Raw genomic sequence first — 13,285 nt, forward strand, 5'->3', positions numbered from 1 at the left:
CAGGTTAAAGCGGATCAGCTACACGACAAACAGGGAAGAAAAGCCCTCAGAAAACTTCAAAGTACGGATTTTGCCGGTCATTAAAAAGCGCTGAGTGTGGCTTTTCAAAGCAATCAGGGTAAGGTTATAGCCACTCCCACGCGCTTTGGTACGTGTTGAGGGCTTCAGCGTAAGCGATAAAATCGGCGTAGAACGGCAGCCCGGCCAACGTAGCGCTATCGCCGACGATCACGAGTTTTTTGCGGGCCCGCGTCATCGCTACGTTCATGCGCCGGATGTCCGACAGAAAGCCAATATCACCTTCGGCATTGCTGCGGACCATCGAGATATAGACGATATCCCGCTCCTGCCCCTGAAAACTGTCGATGGTGTTGACCGAAATAGCATGGCCATACGGCCGTAATTCCGGCGTGTTCGCGATCTGCTCGTTCAGCAGACTGACCTGCTGTTTGTAGGGCGAAATGACGGCGATGGTCGGGAAGCTCTGCGGTACGTACCGCGTACTGAGGTCGGTAACGAGCTGGGTCAGATGCCTGACCAATAGAGCCGCTTCTTCGGGATTGGTGGAGCTGGTACCGTCGAGCTTTTCGTCGAAACCGCAACCGGCCGTATCCACAAACACTAGCGACGTATCGCCGTCGAACAGCGCATGGCGGGCTACCGACGCGTGGGCCTTGAGGCTGTTTTCGTAAAACACCTGCGACGAATACCCCATGATATGCTCGTGCATCCGGTACTGTTCGTCAAGCCGCGAAACGGCTTCGGGGTGCAGGGCCACGCATTTTTCGAGCAGGGTCTCACTCAACCCACGCCGGGCCGCTTCGGGCGATTTGATGGTCGGGGGCAGTTGACAGTGATCGCCGGCCAGGACGACTTTCTGCGCTTTCAGAATTGGAATCCAGCAGGCCGGTTCGAGGGCCTGCCCCGCTTCGTCGATGACGACGGTATGATACGTCAGATTACGGACGGTGTAGTGGTTGGCACCCACCAGCGTTGCGGTGATGACCTGCGCCCGGGCAATCAGATCGTCGATGACGTACTGTTCCGAATTGGCGACCTCCTTCATGATCCGGTGGGCTTCATCGAAGAGGGCTTTCCGTTGCTCGCGTTCGGCTTTCCCAAACTGACGCTTGTATTTATGCGCCATGTTCCGAAATTCATTCGCCTGTTTCTTCAGCTTTTTGGCTTCCTTCATATACGGGTGTTCGCTCACCTTATGGTCCAGCGTAAGGGCCATCAGCCGCTCCGAAACCCGGGCCGGGTTGCCAACCCGCAGTACGTTTATTCCCTGGTCGTGCAGTCGCTCGCTCAGCAGATCGACGGCGGTGTTGCTGGGAGCCACCACCAGCACTTTCTGGTTGTCCTGCCCGATCAGCGCTTTAATGGCCTGCACGACCGTAGTGGTTTTGCCCGTTCCCGGGGGGCCGTGTACGATTGCCAGTTCGTTGGCCGCCAGAATCTTGTTGACGGCCGCAACCTGGCTGGGATTCAGCTGGGGCAGCAGACGTTCAGGAACATCCGGGTGGAACGTCGGCGACTGCTGGCCGGTCAGAATGCTGATGAGCCGATGGGACGATTTTTCGCTTTGTGTATTGGCCGTTTTAAGGGCCTGCTCCATTTCGTCGTAGCTGTTGTCGTCGAACAGCAGCTCAACCCCCAGCTTTCCATCGCGCGACCAGTCGGGGAGTTCATCGGTCCGCAGGCTGAGTTTAAGCCGATTGCCACTCTGGTGTGAAATGGTGCCTTCGATGCGGTCGATTTTCGGATCGTGGTTGCTGAACAGGACAGCGGGCATGCCGAACCGGAATTGATGCGGAATCTCCTGGTGCGTAGTGCGTTCAAGTTCGACGGTCAAGTAGTCACCCCGGCCCAGCTCCGAGCCCCGGATGGCAATTGGATACCAGGTTAACCCGTTGGCCCGGCGTTCGGCAACGGAGGTAGTTTGGGTGAGTTTTTGATATTGATTCCGGTCTTCGTCTCGTTCGAGCTTTAGTAGGTCAAGCAGCTGGTTGAAATAATTCATGTACAAAGATCCTTATTTACCAGCAATCCTCAATTTTCCTGAACTAGCCTGACCGCAGTACCGGCGGCCGCTGCCAGGTAAGGCCAATCGGTCCGGAGGTTCAGGTACCCATTGACCTTGCTGAAGCCCTTCTGTTAAGGCAATGCAAGCCGGCAGACACACATTTCGTACAGCCAGATCACCCATTCAGCGGTTATCCGCGGCACTTCATACCAATTTAGTTGATCTGCCTGCCTGTATTTTGGATGTTTGTATCCGTTGGCTACCCACACGAAGACGTTCCATACATTCCAGAAAGTACTGCAGCCTATGGGCGGGTAGGATTATTAGGCATTAAAATTGCCTTGTTCAATGATGATAGACTAAAGACTCATCCGAAAAACAAGGATTGGCTGTCGAGCGGTCAGTAACCGATGCCGTAATTTTTTTTGACATCCCTTACAACCCTTTCCGCTTAAAAAGGCTCTTTACAAGCACACATAGACTCTTTACGTTAACCAGAAACACTCCACATCATGGTCACTCAGGGAAGACACGTTCTGAGAACAATACGAAATCCGATCGCCCGGGACTATATTACCTTTATCGAGACCAGCAGCGAGAGCAAGGGGCAGCATACGTTACTTGAAGTGATTCTCCCCCCGAACGGCAACGTACCGGCCCATGCCCAGCACCAGCACGAAGAAACTTTCACGTGTGTGGAGGGCGAACTGACGCTCCTGATCAACAGACAGTACGTTCACCTGAAGTCCGGCGAGTCGGTAACCATCCTGCCCGGAACACGGCACCGCATCACGAACCGGTCCGCTCAGCCCTGCCAGTTTCGGTGGGAAATCGCTCCGGGCTGCCCCAACTTCGAGCAATCGATCCAGATTGCGTATGGTCTGGCCTGCGACGGCCAATACAGTCACCGGACGGGCGTTCCGAGGAATCCGTTCGCGATGGGCTACCTCTATACGCTCGACGATGCGGGATTACCCCGCTGGCTGCTGCTGGCGGCTCCGGTCATGCGCTGGCTGTCCCGTAAAGCGGTAGAAAAAGGGGTTGCTGCCACCCTGCATCGGCGGTACGTCATGATTCGCTAACAACACTATGCTACTGTTCCTACATACATTTCGCCGATGGATCGGCCAGCTTACCGGCTACCAGCCCGGCTATACATCGCCTTCTGAGGCTTACCAGTTCTCGAACCTGGAGGAGATGTCGCAACGTACGTTCATTATGTAAACTGCCGCGAACCGGCAGTTCATTCATTTGGTTTCGCCCGGCTTCGGTCTCTTCGACAGCCGGGCGTTTTTGTGTAGCAACTGACACCGCAACTACATCAGTCCAGCCAGCGGTTATACCAGTTCGGACAGACTGCCATTGCCAGTCTGTCACCAACCCGGCATCTTTGGTAGTATAACCAACTACATCCGCCAACCAATGTCTTTCCGCTTAGCAGTACTCGCGGTTTCACTTAGTGTATCAGCCCTTGCCTTTCCCTGTCAGGCGCAGTCGGGCAAGAAAATGACAGTGGGTCTGAGAATTGGGGCCAACTTCTCCCAGTTGAACACCCTGGAATTCCAGGCACCCCGATTGATGCAGAATGGTATGCCCGTATTGTCGGGCGGCCAGGTCGTTTACGATTTTTTCCAGTCAAACAACTCACGGACAACAGGCATCGTCGGGGGCGTGTTCGTGCGGCTGGGCAACAAGGTGTTTCTGCAGCCGGAACTGCTGCTGTCCTCGAAGGGTGGTACGTTCGATCTGGTGCAGACGGGCCTGATGACCCAGCAGGTGAACGTTAAGTTTACCACGTTCGACATCCCCCTGCTGGTGGGCTTCCGGCTGGGGCCGCTGCGGTTCAACGCCGGCCCGATTGCGTCGGTGACGGTTTCGGAGAACAACAGCCTCAAAGAAGCGTTCAAACAATACACCACGCAGTCGATTGACAAAACCGCCAAACAGGCCGTGTTCGGCTACCAGGCCGGCGGTGGCCTTTCACTATTAGGGCTGCAGCTCGATCTGCGCTACGAGGGCAATCTGTCGGATTTCTCGTCGGTCGGTTTCAAAACCCCGAACAACGACGCCCGCTTCGTCGGCAAAACGAGCCTCTGGCAGATTACGGCCGGTTTTGCGTTCTGAACACCGGGAACGGCCATAGTAGCCAGAAGCCGGTTTTTGTCATGCCGACCAAAGGAGGGATCTTTGGTAAGTGAAAAAGAACAGAGCCTCACCCGAAGATCCCTCCTAACGTCGGGATGACAAAAATAACCTGACTGTCCTTCAGTGGATTAAACTAGTACGTATCCATAATCCACAGTATCCGTTGACCACTGCGACCGCGACGTACTGCGGTCGTTTTTGTTTTGGTCGGCATTTACGCCAGACCGAGACAACGTCGGCTGACAGGCGTGAAAATTCGGTTCATCGTTCTGTTTTTCCGGTTGACTGGAGTAGCCCATAGAATACGCGCAGTACAGCGCCAACTTTGACCTGTCAAACAAATACAGACCTCAATTTTAACCAGCCATGACAACTGAAATTTCACAGCCCATTGCCCAATCCGGCGCTATCCGGTACTTCAGCGGATACCTGATGCGCGTACACGTCAGCAGTGAGCAAACCAACGGGGCTTTCTCACTCGTCGAATTCAACATGCGCCCCGGCTCCGAGCCCCCCATGCACATCCACGAACGGGAGGACGAAATGTTCTACGTCAAAGACGGTGTGCTGCGCGTAACGGTCGGCGAAAAAACCATCGAGGCTACTGCCGGTCAGACGGTGTTTCTGCCCCGCCAGGTTCCCCACGCCTACACCGTCATCAGCCCGACGGCCAACATCCTGGTGTACCTGACGCCCGGCAACTTTGTCAACTTCTTCTACGAGTTGAGCGAAGCCGCTACGGAAGCCATCATGCCGCCGAAGCCCGAGGGGCCCATGCCGGCCGAAGCCATGCAGGTATTCCTGGACGCATCGACCCGCTACGGCATCAGGTTCGTATAGTAATCGGGTTTCAGGAGGCAACGGTTCAGGTTGCTCAACTCTGAACCTGAGCCGTTGCCTCCTGAAACCTACCCAACCAAACCAATTTCAGCCAACAACAAATACACAACATGAACCGCACATCAACCCTTTCTCTCTGGTCAATACTACTTGGCCTCCTTCTGTTCGCAGCCGCCTGCGATAAACCCAAAGACGGCGTGGAGCCGCAAACCGGCCAGCCCGGCAACGGTACGTCGGTCCCGAGCTTTGTGGGTAAAAAATGGCAGATGACCGCCTTTACACTTGACCCGGCCATCGACCTCGACGGCGACGGTAAACTTGATTCGGACCTGACCAGGTTTCTGCGCGCCTGCGACCTCGACAATACCGTTACGTTCGAACGGGGCGGCAAGATGACCGGTGATGCCGGCCGGCTCCGCTGCGACGATAGTACGGACCCGAGTCCGGTTAAGCCCAGCACCTGGTCGTACGACGACCAATCGAAGAAATTACGGATCATCGACGGTCAGAACCCAACCGACGTATCGGAATGGACCGTTGTGGAATCGTCATCCAGCACGCTGAAGGTAAAGGTATCAATCACGGAAGACGGACAAGCCCACGCGGCTTTCATGACCTGGAAATCAGTGTAAACCATGAAACGACTCATCCAGATCCTTCTTCCGAAGCCTCGCCGGCGGCCCGTTCACCGGCCCAGGCCCCGCACCCAGGTATGGTGGGGACACGAATAGACGCACGTCAGTAACAATACCTGTAGTCATCCTGAGCCAACCCTCACACCCGGCGACTACCAACACCAATCACGACCAGCTATGAAAATTGTACGCCTTGAACTCGAAACCAACGACCTGCTCGCTACGCAGCAGTTTTACGCCCGGCAGTTGCTGCTGCCGATGGTCAGCTACACGTACTGGAGCGCTACGTTTCGGGTGGGTTGGAGCGAGCTGGTGTTCCGGCAGACGGACAAGCCTGTACAGCCGTACCACTTTGCTTTTAACATCCCGCTCTATGCACTGGAGCAGTACCAGAACTCGTTCCAACTCCCCTACATCGATACCAGCCCGTCGCACTGTAAAGTAGCGTATTTCCCGAACTGGAAAGCGCGGGCCGCTTACTTCTTCGACAACAACGGTAACCTGGTGGAGTTTATCGAGCGGCAGGATGCAGGCTTTGCCGAACCGGCGGACGACATCTTCCAGGGTATCAGCGAAATCGGTCTGGTAACCAACGACGTACCGGCCACGACCCGGCAACTGACGCAGCGATTCGGCATCGGACAGTTCATAAAAAGCCAGCCGTTACCCGACTTCAATGCCATCGGTGATGACTACGGTCTGTTCATTCTGGCTAAAACCGGCCGCAACTGGCGATTTACCGACGTACCGGCCGTTGCGCAGCAATGCAAGGTTGTGTTTCAGACCGATGATACCGCGATCCATTCACTACGAATTTGACCGTATACGCCTACCAGCAAAAAGCCCCGACCGTCTTCGGTCGGGGCTTTTTGCTGGTAGGCACATGAACACATTACGCGGCTTTTTTCAGCGCCATTACCCGTATAGACCGGCTTCTTTCAAGGGTTACAATCAGCAGTTCATCGGCGGCTTTTTCCGTTTCAGGCGGCTGCTGATTGCTTCCGGGCAGGGTTGAGCGCCATTTTTGACCCGTCGACAGACACCTTCCTTTTTTTGACCTTTTACCAACAAATACGATGACATCCAAAAAAATTCTGTTCGCCACCATGCCGATGGATGGCCACTTTAATCCCCTGACGGGCCTGGCGGTTCACCTGCGCGACCAGGGCCACGACGTTCGCTGGTACGTAGGCGGGCACTACGGTGCCAAAGTGAAAAAGCTGGGCCTGATTCACTACCCCTATCATGAAGCCAAGGTGATCAACCAGGAGAACCTCGACGAGGTGTTCCCCGAGCGGCAGCGCATCAAGGGAACCATCGCCCGGCTGCGCTTCGATTTCAACCATGTTTTCCTCCTGCGAGCTCCTGAGTACATTACCGATGTTACGGCCATCCACAAATCGTTTCCGTTCGATCTGCTGGTGTGCGATACGATGTTCTCAGCCGCGCCTATGCTGCGCCATATCCTGAAGGTTCCGGTGGCCACCGTAGGCATTGCACCGCTTAGTGAAACGTCAAAAGACCTGCCGCCTGCCGGCCTCGGCCTGGAGCCGGCCACTACGATCTTTGGCCGGCTAAAGCACGACTTCCTGCGGTTTTTAACCACGCGCATTCTCTTCAAGCCCTGCAACGATCTGTACAACGAGATCCGGCAGCGCTACCAGATGGAACCCGCCCGTGATTTCGTTTTCGACTCGTTTATCCGCACGCCGGACCTGTACCTGCAAAGTGGGGTTCCCGGCTTTGAATACAAACGGAGTACCATGAGCCCCAACGTTCGGTTTGTCGGCCCGCTCCTCCCCCATTCGAGCGGTCTGCGGCCTAACTTCGCGCACGCGGCCAAACTCAAGGGCTATAAAAAGGTGATCCTGGCCACGCAGGGCACCGTGGAGCGCGACCCGGAGAAAATCCTGGTACCCACGCTGGAAGCGTTCAAGGATACGGATTATTTAGTGGTCGTGACGACCGGGGGCTCAAAAACGGGCGAACTCCGGGCGCGCTACCCCCAGGCCAATGTCCTGATCGAAGACTTTATCGACTTCAACCTGATCATGCCCCATGCCGATGTCTACGTCACAAACGCAGGCTTTGGTGGCGTAATGCTGAGCATCCAGCACGGATTACCGATGGTGGCCGCCGGTATTCACGAAGGAAAAAGCGAGATCGCGGCCCGCATCGGCTACTTCAAACTGGGCGTAAACCTACGCACCGAAACCCCAACGCCGGACCAGATTCGGGCGAGCGTCGAAACGGTAGTGACCGACCCGGCGTATCGGCGGAACGTAGCGCGGCTGCGGACGGAATTCGCTCAATACGATTCGCTGGCTCTGAGCGAACAATACATTAACGAGCTGCTGGCGAAACAACCGCGAAAGCCAAAAGCCGTAGAAGCGATTTAAGCTCAACTACACTCATACTACAAAGGCCGCTGGTATTGACCGGCGGCCTTTGTAGTATGATCATGTCAATCGTCTCCATCAGTTACCCAGCCGAAATGAGGCTGCAACCTGCTCGTACGCCGGCCGAAGCTGTTCAAACTGATCCGTTCGGTACGTAGCGCTGATGCCGTAACGGATGCCGTTTCTGTAGGCGTACCGCGTCACGAAGGTCATGCCGCCGGCCGTGGTCGTAACTTCGTAGCCAGGCAAACTGCCCAACTGTGCCTCCTGAATAGCAGGCGTAGCGCCCATCAGTTTGCTGGCCGCGTTCGCATTATCAACGAACTGTTCTTTAGATAGAGTCGGTTTCTTGTGCGCAAATACGAACAGTTGCCAATTAGGGTCCGCTTCCTTGTAGAGTTGCAGGCCATTCACCGCCGACGCAGCGGCCGATGTACTACTCGCCGAAAAGCCTTTTCGGAGCGATTCGGTATTGGGTAGTACGTCGTACATATCCAGCGGTTGCGACACCCATCCCGTCGGCAGCGTTATCTGATACCTGAACAGATCGTTCGCAACCGTCTTATTGCCGGCAGACTGAGCCTGTGCGTGGCGTGTAGAAAGTATCAATCCCAGCCCTATGGCCAGGAGTACTAGCTTGTTCATGAGTTGATGGGGTTAGCAGACGCAGTCTGTTCGCCTTCGCCAACGGGTTCAGGACCGGTAAAGAGCGAGAAACTGGTAATAACTGCCGACTGCCCGGCTGCCGGTTCCTGATCGTACTGGAGCCGTACGGACACCGGTTTTTCGTTGCGCAGCAGGTCGTAGTATAACGGAAACTCCTCGGCCGGCAGGCGGGCACTGGCCCGGAACGTACCATCCGATAGTTTGATAACGTCTCCCGTTGATGCCGCCTGCCGGTCGGGCACAAAACTCAGGATGAACAGCGTCAGCTGGGGGGCACTCCCCTCAAAGCGCAGGTGGATGAACTTGGTCCGCCAGTCGGGCTGGGCCGGGGTCTTGCCGCGGCCGTGATCAAAATGCAGGTCGTAGGTGCTGATTCTGCCTTCTACAGTTGCCATATTGTTTTGGGATCGTTTGTAAACAGTTAATTAGCCGGTACCAAAAGATACTCGTTTACGCTGTTTCCTGTTTTTCGGCTTTCCGACGTACGTAACAGGTGAAGTTCGGCTTCGGTAGGTGTAGCCGTAATGTAGAACTCGACGGTACCGATACTGCCCGATGGTTTCGGTGTCAGGTTCTCCAGAATCAGCCGCTGGTTGTCGGGCGATACGCTCCAGGTACCAGTCGTTGGGCCACACCATACCAATCGGGGCAGGAATATCTTCCTGCCCCGGCTTGTCCTTACTGACGATTCCTGGCTACTTTGAAAAATTAACCGACACCTGCATGGTACGCCAGGCCTCGACCCGATCACGATCGTGGTGATACGTAGGCTTGGTCATCTTGGCGTAGGTAACGGGGTTTTCGAGCATAAGCAGCTGAATCGGCGCTACCAGGAACGGTGGCTGGTTAGCCGAAACCGCGTAATTCAGTTGCAGCTTGAACATCACGCGATTCGGGCGAATGTAAGGAGGAGGCAGATTCGGACTCACCGCAATCGTACTATCCACAACAGTGGTTTCGCCCGGCGAAATCGGGTCCGTAATGGAAGCTCTGGTCAGCCGGTAGGTTGATGTAGCGAACGACGGCGTATTCACCCGCCGGAAGTCGATTGATACGTTGTAGAACAACGACCCACCTGACGAATTGGTTGTATGGCTAATCGCCTTGCTTTTCGGTAACGAAACCGGCTGACCATTTGCCGTGCTGGTAGCCAGCACCTCGTTGTTCTGCCCCATGAAGTAAATTGTACCAATCTGAAATTCACAGGCATACGGACGGTCTTTCCCGTTGAGCATTTGACAGCTAGTGGCCGCTACCCGGGCGCTTTGCGTAGAGTCAGGCGTGACTACCGGCGTCGAACAAGAATCGATCAAAACGACTAAAAAGCAGAGAAGAATTGCAGTTTTCATTGGGCAAAAGGGGTTTGGTAGGCACTCGGCGAGGGCCTGGTTGAACAAAACTTGAATGAACAGTTGATCAGGATTTTAGTGGATAGTCGACAAAACGCAGCCGGCGGGAAACAACGGTTTTCGTCAGCGGTCGATTCGTTTTATTTACCGAAACATACCCGTCTTGAGGGTTTTGGCCACGGCCGTACCGCTTCAATACCAGTCCGGCCGGGTATATAACAGGATGACGTCGGGCAGGTCGCACGTTACGTTCCCGACGGCCGCCAGGGCCCGGCCCCTCTTGCCGGATTCAGCTGCTCGTCGCGAATGCGGTAAAGCACAATATCGTGCTGCCAAATCACCCTCTAACCATCGAGATTGCAACCGACGATCGGGCTCAGCTTACGTTCGGAACAACCTGCAGCGCAAGTTGGTCCGGGTAGCGTCCAACGGCGTTGGGCTTAGCAACATTCTGACCCAATACCGGGTGATGGGCCAGCCGGCGCCGACCATTATCGACAACGGCCAGGAGTTTTCCGTTATCTTACCGTTGATCGGCGAGCTGACGTCGGTGGTGTCGAACAACTCCGCCACCCCGGTATAATGTCCCCAAAGCTGCCCGGTTTTGATTGTCCGCCAACGTTTTAATAGTTTCGTGCCGTAACCCTCCTGCCGTCAGCGTATGCAGCGCGTTTTGTTCAATATTAACCGGATCGTAAAGCCGACCGACGAGGAAAGAGCCGCTTTCGAACGCATTCTCCGTCCGCGTGTCCTTGCCAAAGACGAGCTCTACGTCGGCGAAGGCGATGTCTGCGCCACCCTTGCGTTCATTGAGAAAGGCTGCGGACGGCTGTACTACGAATTTGACGGCTGGGACGTATCGAAAGAATTTGTGTTTGAAAACGGACTACTGGGATCCTTTGTCAGTTTTTTCAGCCAGCGTCCTTCCAATGTCAACGTAGCGGCCCTCGAAGAAACGCATATCCTCGAAATGCGGTATGCCGACGTAATGACGCTTTGTCAGACCTACCCGGTCTGGCAGCGCTTTGGTGTACTGCTCCTGCAGGATCAGCTCACCCGCCTGGAACGCCGGGAAACATCGCTGCTGAAAGATGCCCCCGAAGAGCGCTACCGACGGCTGATTACCGAGCATCCCAAGGTTCTCAAACGCATTCCGCCGGACTACGTTGCCAGCTATCTGGGCATAACACCCGAGACATTGGTCGTTTACCAGACCCGGCAGGAGTCCTCGGCTTAACCAACCGGATGTCGACATTTATTGCGATTAATTATATATCTTAGACATTTATTTTCAACCAGGTGCTACCCACGGTGAATCCCATAGCTCGTATTGAAAACGCCGATGGCGAGGTCTACGCCGTCCTGAGTTACCAGCCCGACCTGAACTACCTGTTGATGAAGTGGATTGGCTTCTGCACCGACGACGAGTTAAAGCAGGCTACTCTCCACATGCTTCACTGGCAGAAAACAGAAGGAAACACGTACGGCTGCCGTGTTCACGTACACGATACCAAGGAGTTTGACGTAGCGTGGGTCGGTGCGATTGACTGGATTGTCAACGATTTTTTTGCCAACGCCTACGACGCCGGTCTGCGGCTCAACATCAGCGTTTTGTCGCCGGATCTGTTTTCCAAACTGTCGTCGGAAGCGCTGTTTCAGCAACCGGATTCAAAAGTGCCTACGCACCTGTTTGAGACCCTGGAAGCGGCCGAATCCTGGATTCGCGACAACGGTCCGGGGCTGGACCAGTAGCTGGTTCTGATTATTTGTACGTTATTGCAACGACTAATTTACGGTTCGACATCGCCTTTCCTGACTCATTACCCAGCCTGTGATAACCGTACGACATACCGAATCGATTCGATTGCCGTTAACGGACGTCTACGGATTGCTGGGCTGTTATCAGTACGATATCCTCTGGCGAACCAATCTGAGCGAACTGGTGCAGGACACGCCGGGACTGGCCCGGTCGGGTATGCGATTCCGCCAGGTCATTCAGTTGCTGGGTCAGGCCATGACGCTCACGACCGAGGTAACCGTAGCGGCCCCCAACCGACGAACGGCCTGCGAAAGCGTCGGCGGGCCGGTGCAGTTGTGGGAGCAGCGTATCGTTGAACGCACGGAGAAAGGTACGCTCGTCACCTACGAACTGAGCATTGAACTGAAAGGCTGGCAACGCCTGACGGCCCCCCTGCTGGTAGCGCAGTTGCAGCGGCAGGTCAGAACCGATCTGGAAGCGTTCAGGACTCTGGTCGAAACGACCCCCAACCCACTCGTTGAACTACCCCGGCAACTGGCCGCCCGCGCTTCGCTTACTTCCCCATCCACTTCTTGAACTCAGTGGCCCGTTCGCGGCTGACGAGTACTTCCTCGTCGGTAACAGGACGTAGCGACAGCTTCAGCTTATTGTTAAAGTACGGGTGAATCTGCTGTACGCTGTTGATATCAACAATGAACTGGCGGTTAGCCCGGAAAAAATGGCTGGGGTCGAGCATCGATTCCAGTTCGTCCAGCGTGTAGTCCACCGAAAATTTCTGGTTCGACCGCGTGCGGAACAAACTAACCCCCTCTTCGGAATAGAAGTAGGCAATGTCGGACACTTCGACCGGCATCCACTGCGAGAGGTGCTTCACCAGAAACCGCTTGCGGTATTCGGCGGGCTGGATCTGCTGCCGGAGCTGCTGCACCAGCGCATCAATGGCCATCCGTCCCTGATCGGGCGTACTGACCATCTCCACCCCTTCTGAATCGGTCTGGCTCCGGAGCCGACGGTGCTTGTCGAGACTGGCTTCCAGTTCCTGCCGCTTGATGGGTTTCAGCAGGTAGTCGATGCTGTTGACCTTGAAAGCCCGCAGCGCGTATTCATCGTATGATGTCGTGAAGATAACGGGCGCATTGACAGACGTCTGTTCAAATATCTCGAAGCTCTGACCGTCGGCCAGTTCGATGTCCATCAGGATCAGGTCCGGCGTCGGGTGATTCTGCAACCAGTCTACCGATGCCCGAACGCTGGCCGCCGTACCCACGACCTGAACGCTCGTATCTACTTCCAGCAGGAGTTTTGTCAGCTTGCGAACAGCCAGTTCTTCGTCTTCAATCAGGAGTACGTTCATCGTCGGTTGGTGTTAGGTTGGGGTGTTGCGGGTGGAAACGTGTTTAAAGATACGTATAGGATTAGCCGTGATTCAATGCCGTAGTTGACCAATCCGCCAAACAGCCGGTTGA

General features: G+C 55.2%; 18 protein-coding genes. 11 read left to right on the top strand and 7 right to left on the bottom strand.

Annotated features, from left to right (window positions below; genetic code table 11):
• Window positions 1-124 precede the first annotated feature (124 nt).
• Window positions 125-2,023, bottom strand: coding sequence for an AAA domain-containing protein (locus tag DYU11_RS21755; protein ID WP_119669829.1), 1,899 nt, complete (start codon window positions 2,021-2,023; stop codon window positions 125-127).
• Between the two features lie 515 nt (window positions 2,024-2,538).
• On the opposite strand from DYU11_RS21755, the gene DYU11_RS21760 reads away from it, so the two are divergent.
• The 6 genes from DYU11_RS21760 to DYU11_RS21780 all read left to right on the top strand — a co-directional run bounded on the left by DYU11_RS21760 (window position 2,539) and on the right by DYU11_RS21780 (window position 6,465).
• Window positions 2,539-3,108 (top strand): cupin domain-containing protein, encoded by a 570-nt coding sequence (locus tag DYU11_RS21760; RefSeq protein WP_119669830.1) that lies wholly within the window; start codon window positions 2,539-2,541, stop codon window positions 3,106-3,108.
• Between the two features lie 7 nt (window positions 3,109-3,115).
• Complete coding sequence (locus DYU11_RS33840) at window positions 3,116-3,250, top strand: hypothetical protein (RefSeq protein WP_262697132.1); 135 nt, start codon at window positions 3,116-3,118, stop codon at window positions 3,248-3,250.
• A gap of 198 nt (window positions 3,251-3,448) precedes the next feature.
• Window positions 3,449-4,150 carry an outer membrane beta-barrel protein gene (locus DYU11_RS21765; protein ID WP_119669831.1) on the top strand — a complete coding sequence of 234 codons (702 nt, stop codon included), beginning with the start codon at window positions 3,449-3,451 and terminating at the stop codon, window positions 4,148-4,150.
• A 387-nt stretch (window positions 4,151-4,537) separates the two neighbouring features.
• On the top strand, window positions 4,538-5,011 hold the full coding sequence (locus DYU11_RS21770; protein WP_119669832.1) for a cupin domain-containing protein: 474 nt from the start codon (window positions 4,538-4,540) through the stop codon (window positions 5,009-5,011).
• A 110-nt stretch (window positions 5,012-5,121) separates the two neighbouring features.
• Window positions 5,122-5,643, top strand: coding sequence for a hypothetical protein (locus tag DYU11_RS21775; protein ID WP_119669833.1), 522 nt, complete (start codon window positions 5,122-5,124; stop codon window positions 5,641-5,643).
• 180 nt (window positions 5,644-5,823) lie between these two features.
• Window positions 5,824-6,465 (top strand): VOC family protein, encoded by a 642-nt coding sequence (locus tag DYU11_RS21780; protein WP_119669834.1) that lies wholly within the window; start codon window positions 5,824-5,826, stop codon window positions 6,463-6,465.
• Between the two features lie 73 nt (window positions 6,466-6,538).
• On the opposite strand, the gene DYU11_RS33040 is transcribed toward DYU11_RS21780, so the two are convergent.
• Window positions 6,539-6,733, bottom strand: coding sequence for a hypothetical protein (locus tag DYU11_RS33040; RefSeq protein ID WP_147368004.1), 195 nt, complete (start codon window positions 6,731-6,733; stop codon window positions 6,539-6,541).
• Between DYU11_RS33040 and DYU11_RS21785 the strand changes: the two genes are divergently transcribed.
• Entirely contained in the window at window positions 6,723-8,045 is a 1,323-nt protein-coding gene (locus DYU11_RS21785; protein ID WP_119669835.1) for a glycosyltransferase, read from the top strand. The two genes, DYU11_RS33040 and DYU11_RS21785, sit on opposite strands and share 11 nt — an antisense overlap.
• Window positions 8,046-8,123: 78 nt before the next feature.
• On the opposite strand, the gene DYU11_RS21790 is transcribed toward DYU11_RS21785, so the two are convergent.
• From DYU11_RS21790 to DYU11_RS21805, 4 genes are read right to left on the bottom strand one after another with little or no spacing between them, the layout of a single operon-like run.
• Window positions 8,124-8,690 carry a hypothetical protein gene (locus DYU11_RS21790; RefSeq protein ID WP_119669836.1) on the bottom strand — a complete coding sequence of 189 codons (567 nt, stop codon included), beginning with the start codon at window positions 8,688-8,690 and terminating at the stop codon, window positions 8,124-8,126.
• On the bottom strand, window positions 8,687-9,106 hold the full coding sequence (locus DYU11_RS21795; protein ID WP_119669837.1) for a hypothetical protein: 420 nt from the start codon (window positions 9,104-9,106) through the stop codon (window positions 8,687-8,689). The genes DYU11_RS21790 and DYU11_RS21795 overlap by 4 nt, the downstream gene beginning before the upstream one ends.
• A 26-nt stretch (window positions 9,107-9,132) precedes the next feature.
• Window positions 9,133-9,354 carry a hypothetical protein gene (locus tag DYU11_RS21800; RefSeq protein ID WP_199736756.1) on the bottom strand — a complete coding sequence of 74 codons (222 nt, stop codon included), beginning with the start codon at window positions 9,352-9,354 and terminating at the stop codon, window positions 9,133-9,135.
• Between the two features lie 52 nt (window positions 9,355-9,406).
• Window positions 9,407-10,060 carry a hypothetical protein gene (locus tag DYU11_RS21805; protein ID WP_147368005.1) on the bottom strand — a complete coding sequence of 218 codons (654 nt, stop codon included), beginning with the start codon at window positions 10,058-10,060 and terminating at the stop codon, window positions 9,407-9,409.
• Between the two features lie 163 nt (window positions 10,061-10,223).
• On the opposite strand from DYU11_RS21805, the gene DYU11_RS21810 reads away from it, so the two are divergent.
• From DYU11_RS21810 to DYU11_RS21825, 4 genes are all read left to right on the top strand, one after another.
• Window positions 10,224-10,643: a hypothetical protein gene (locus DYU11_RS21810; RefSeq protein WP_199736757.1), complete on the top strand. Its 420-nt coding sequence runs from the start codon at window positions 10,224-10,226 to the stop codon at window positions 10,641-10,643.
• 78 nt (window positions 10,644-10,721) lie between these two features.
• Window positions 10,722-11,297, top strand: a complete 576-nt coding sequence (locus tag DYU11_RS21815) for a Crp/Fnr family transcriptional regulator (protein WP_119669839.1) — start codon at window positions 10,722-10,724, stop codon at window positions 11,295-11,297.
• Window positions 11,298-11,371: 74 nt separating this feature from the next.
• Window positions 11,372-11,812 (top strand): hypothetical protein, encoded by a 441-nt coding sequence (locus tag DYU11_RS21820; RefSeq protein WP_119669840.1) that lies wholly within the window; start codon window positions 11,372-11,374, stop codon window positions 11,810-11,812.
• Window positions 11,813-11,891: 79 nt separating this feature from the next.
• Window positions 11,892-12,395 carry an SRPBCC family protein gene (locus tag DYU11_RS21825; protein WP_147368006.1) on the top strand — a complete coding sequence of 168 codons (504 nt, stop codon included), beginning with the start codon at window positions 11,892-11,894 and terminating at the stop codon, window positions 12,393-12,395.
• Here DYU11_RS21825 and DYU11_RS21830 read toward each other — a convergent pair.
• Window positions 12,373-13,173, bottom strand: coding sequence for a LytR/AlgR family response regulator transcription factor (locus tag DYU11_RS21830; protein ID WP_119669842.1), 801 nt, complete (start codon window positions 13,171-13,173; stop codon window positions 12,373-12,375). The genes DYU11_RS21825 and DYU11_RS21830 overlap by 23 nt on opposite strands.
• Window positions 13,174-13,285 lie beyond the last annotated feature (112 nt).

The sequence above is a fragment of the Fibrisoma montanum genome, from assembly GCF_003583365.1.
GTDB lineage: Bacteria > Bacteroidota > Bacteroidia > Cytophagales > Spirosomataceae > Fibrisoma > Fibrisoma montanum.

Excerpts from the sequence above, each read along its gene's own strand:
- DYU11_RS21760 (WP_119669830.1), top strand. The coding sequence starts at position 2,539 with ATGGTCACTCAGGGAAGACACGTTCTGAGAACAATACGAAATCCGATC.
- DYU11_RS21755 (WP_119669829.1), bottom strand. The coding sequence starts at position 2,023 with ATGAATTATTTCAACCAGCTGCTTGACCTACTAAAGCTCGAACGAGAC.
- DYU11_RS21785 (WP_119669835.1), top strand. The coding sequence starts at position 6,723 with ATGACATCCAAAAAAATTCTGTTCGCCACCATGCCGATGGATGGCCAC.
- DYU11_RS21830 (WP_119669842.1), bottom strand. The coding sequence starts at position 13,173 with ATGAACGTACTCCTGATTGAAGACGAAGAACTGGCTGTTCGCAAGCTG.
- DYU11_RS21770 (WP_119669832.1), top strand. The coding sequence starts at position 4,538 with ATGACAACTGAAATTTCACAGCCCATTGCCCAATCCGGCGCTATCCGG.
- DYU11_RS21815 (WP_119669839.1), top strand. The coding sequence starts at position 10,722 with ATGCAGCGCGTTTTGTTCAATATTAACCGGATCGTAAAGCCGACCGAC.
- DYU11_RS21765 (WP_119669831.1), top strand. The coding sequence starts at position 3,449 with ATGTCTTTCCGCTTAGCAGTACTCGCGGTTTCACTTAGTGTATCAGCC.
- DYU11_RS21805 (WP_147368005.1), bottom strand. The coding sequence starts at position 10,060 with ATGAAAACTGCAATTCTTCTCTGCTTTTTAGTCGTTTTGATCGATTCT.
- DYU11_RS21795 (WP_119669837.1), bottom strand. The coding sequence starts at position 9,106 with ATGGCAACTGTAGAAGGCAGAATCAGCACCTACGACCTGCATTTTGAT.
- DYU11_RS33840 (WP_262697132.1), top strand. The coding sequence starts at position 3,116 with ATGCTACTGTTCCTACATACATTTCGCCGATGGATCGGCCAGCTTACC.
- DYU11_RS21775 (WP_119669833.1), top strand. The coding sequence starts at position 5,122 with ATGAACCGCACATCAACCCTTTCTCTCTGGTCAATACTACTTGGCCTC.
- DYU11_RS21780 (WP_119669834.1), top strand. The coding sequence starts at position 5,824 with ATGAAAATTGTACGCCTTGAACTCGAAACCAACGACCTGCTCGCTACG.
- DYU11_RS21790 (WP_119669836.1), bottom strand. The coding sequence starts at position 8,690 with ATGAACAAGCTAGTACTCCTGGCCATAGGGCTGGGATTGATACTTTCT.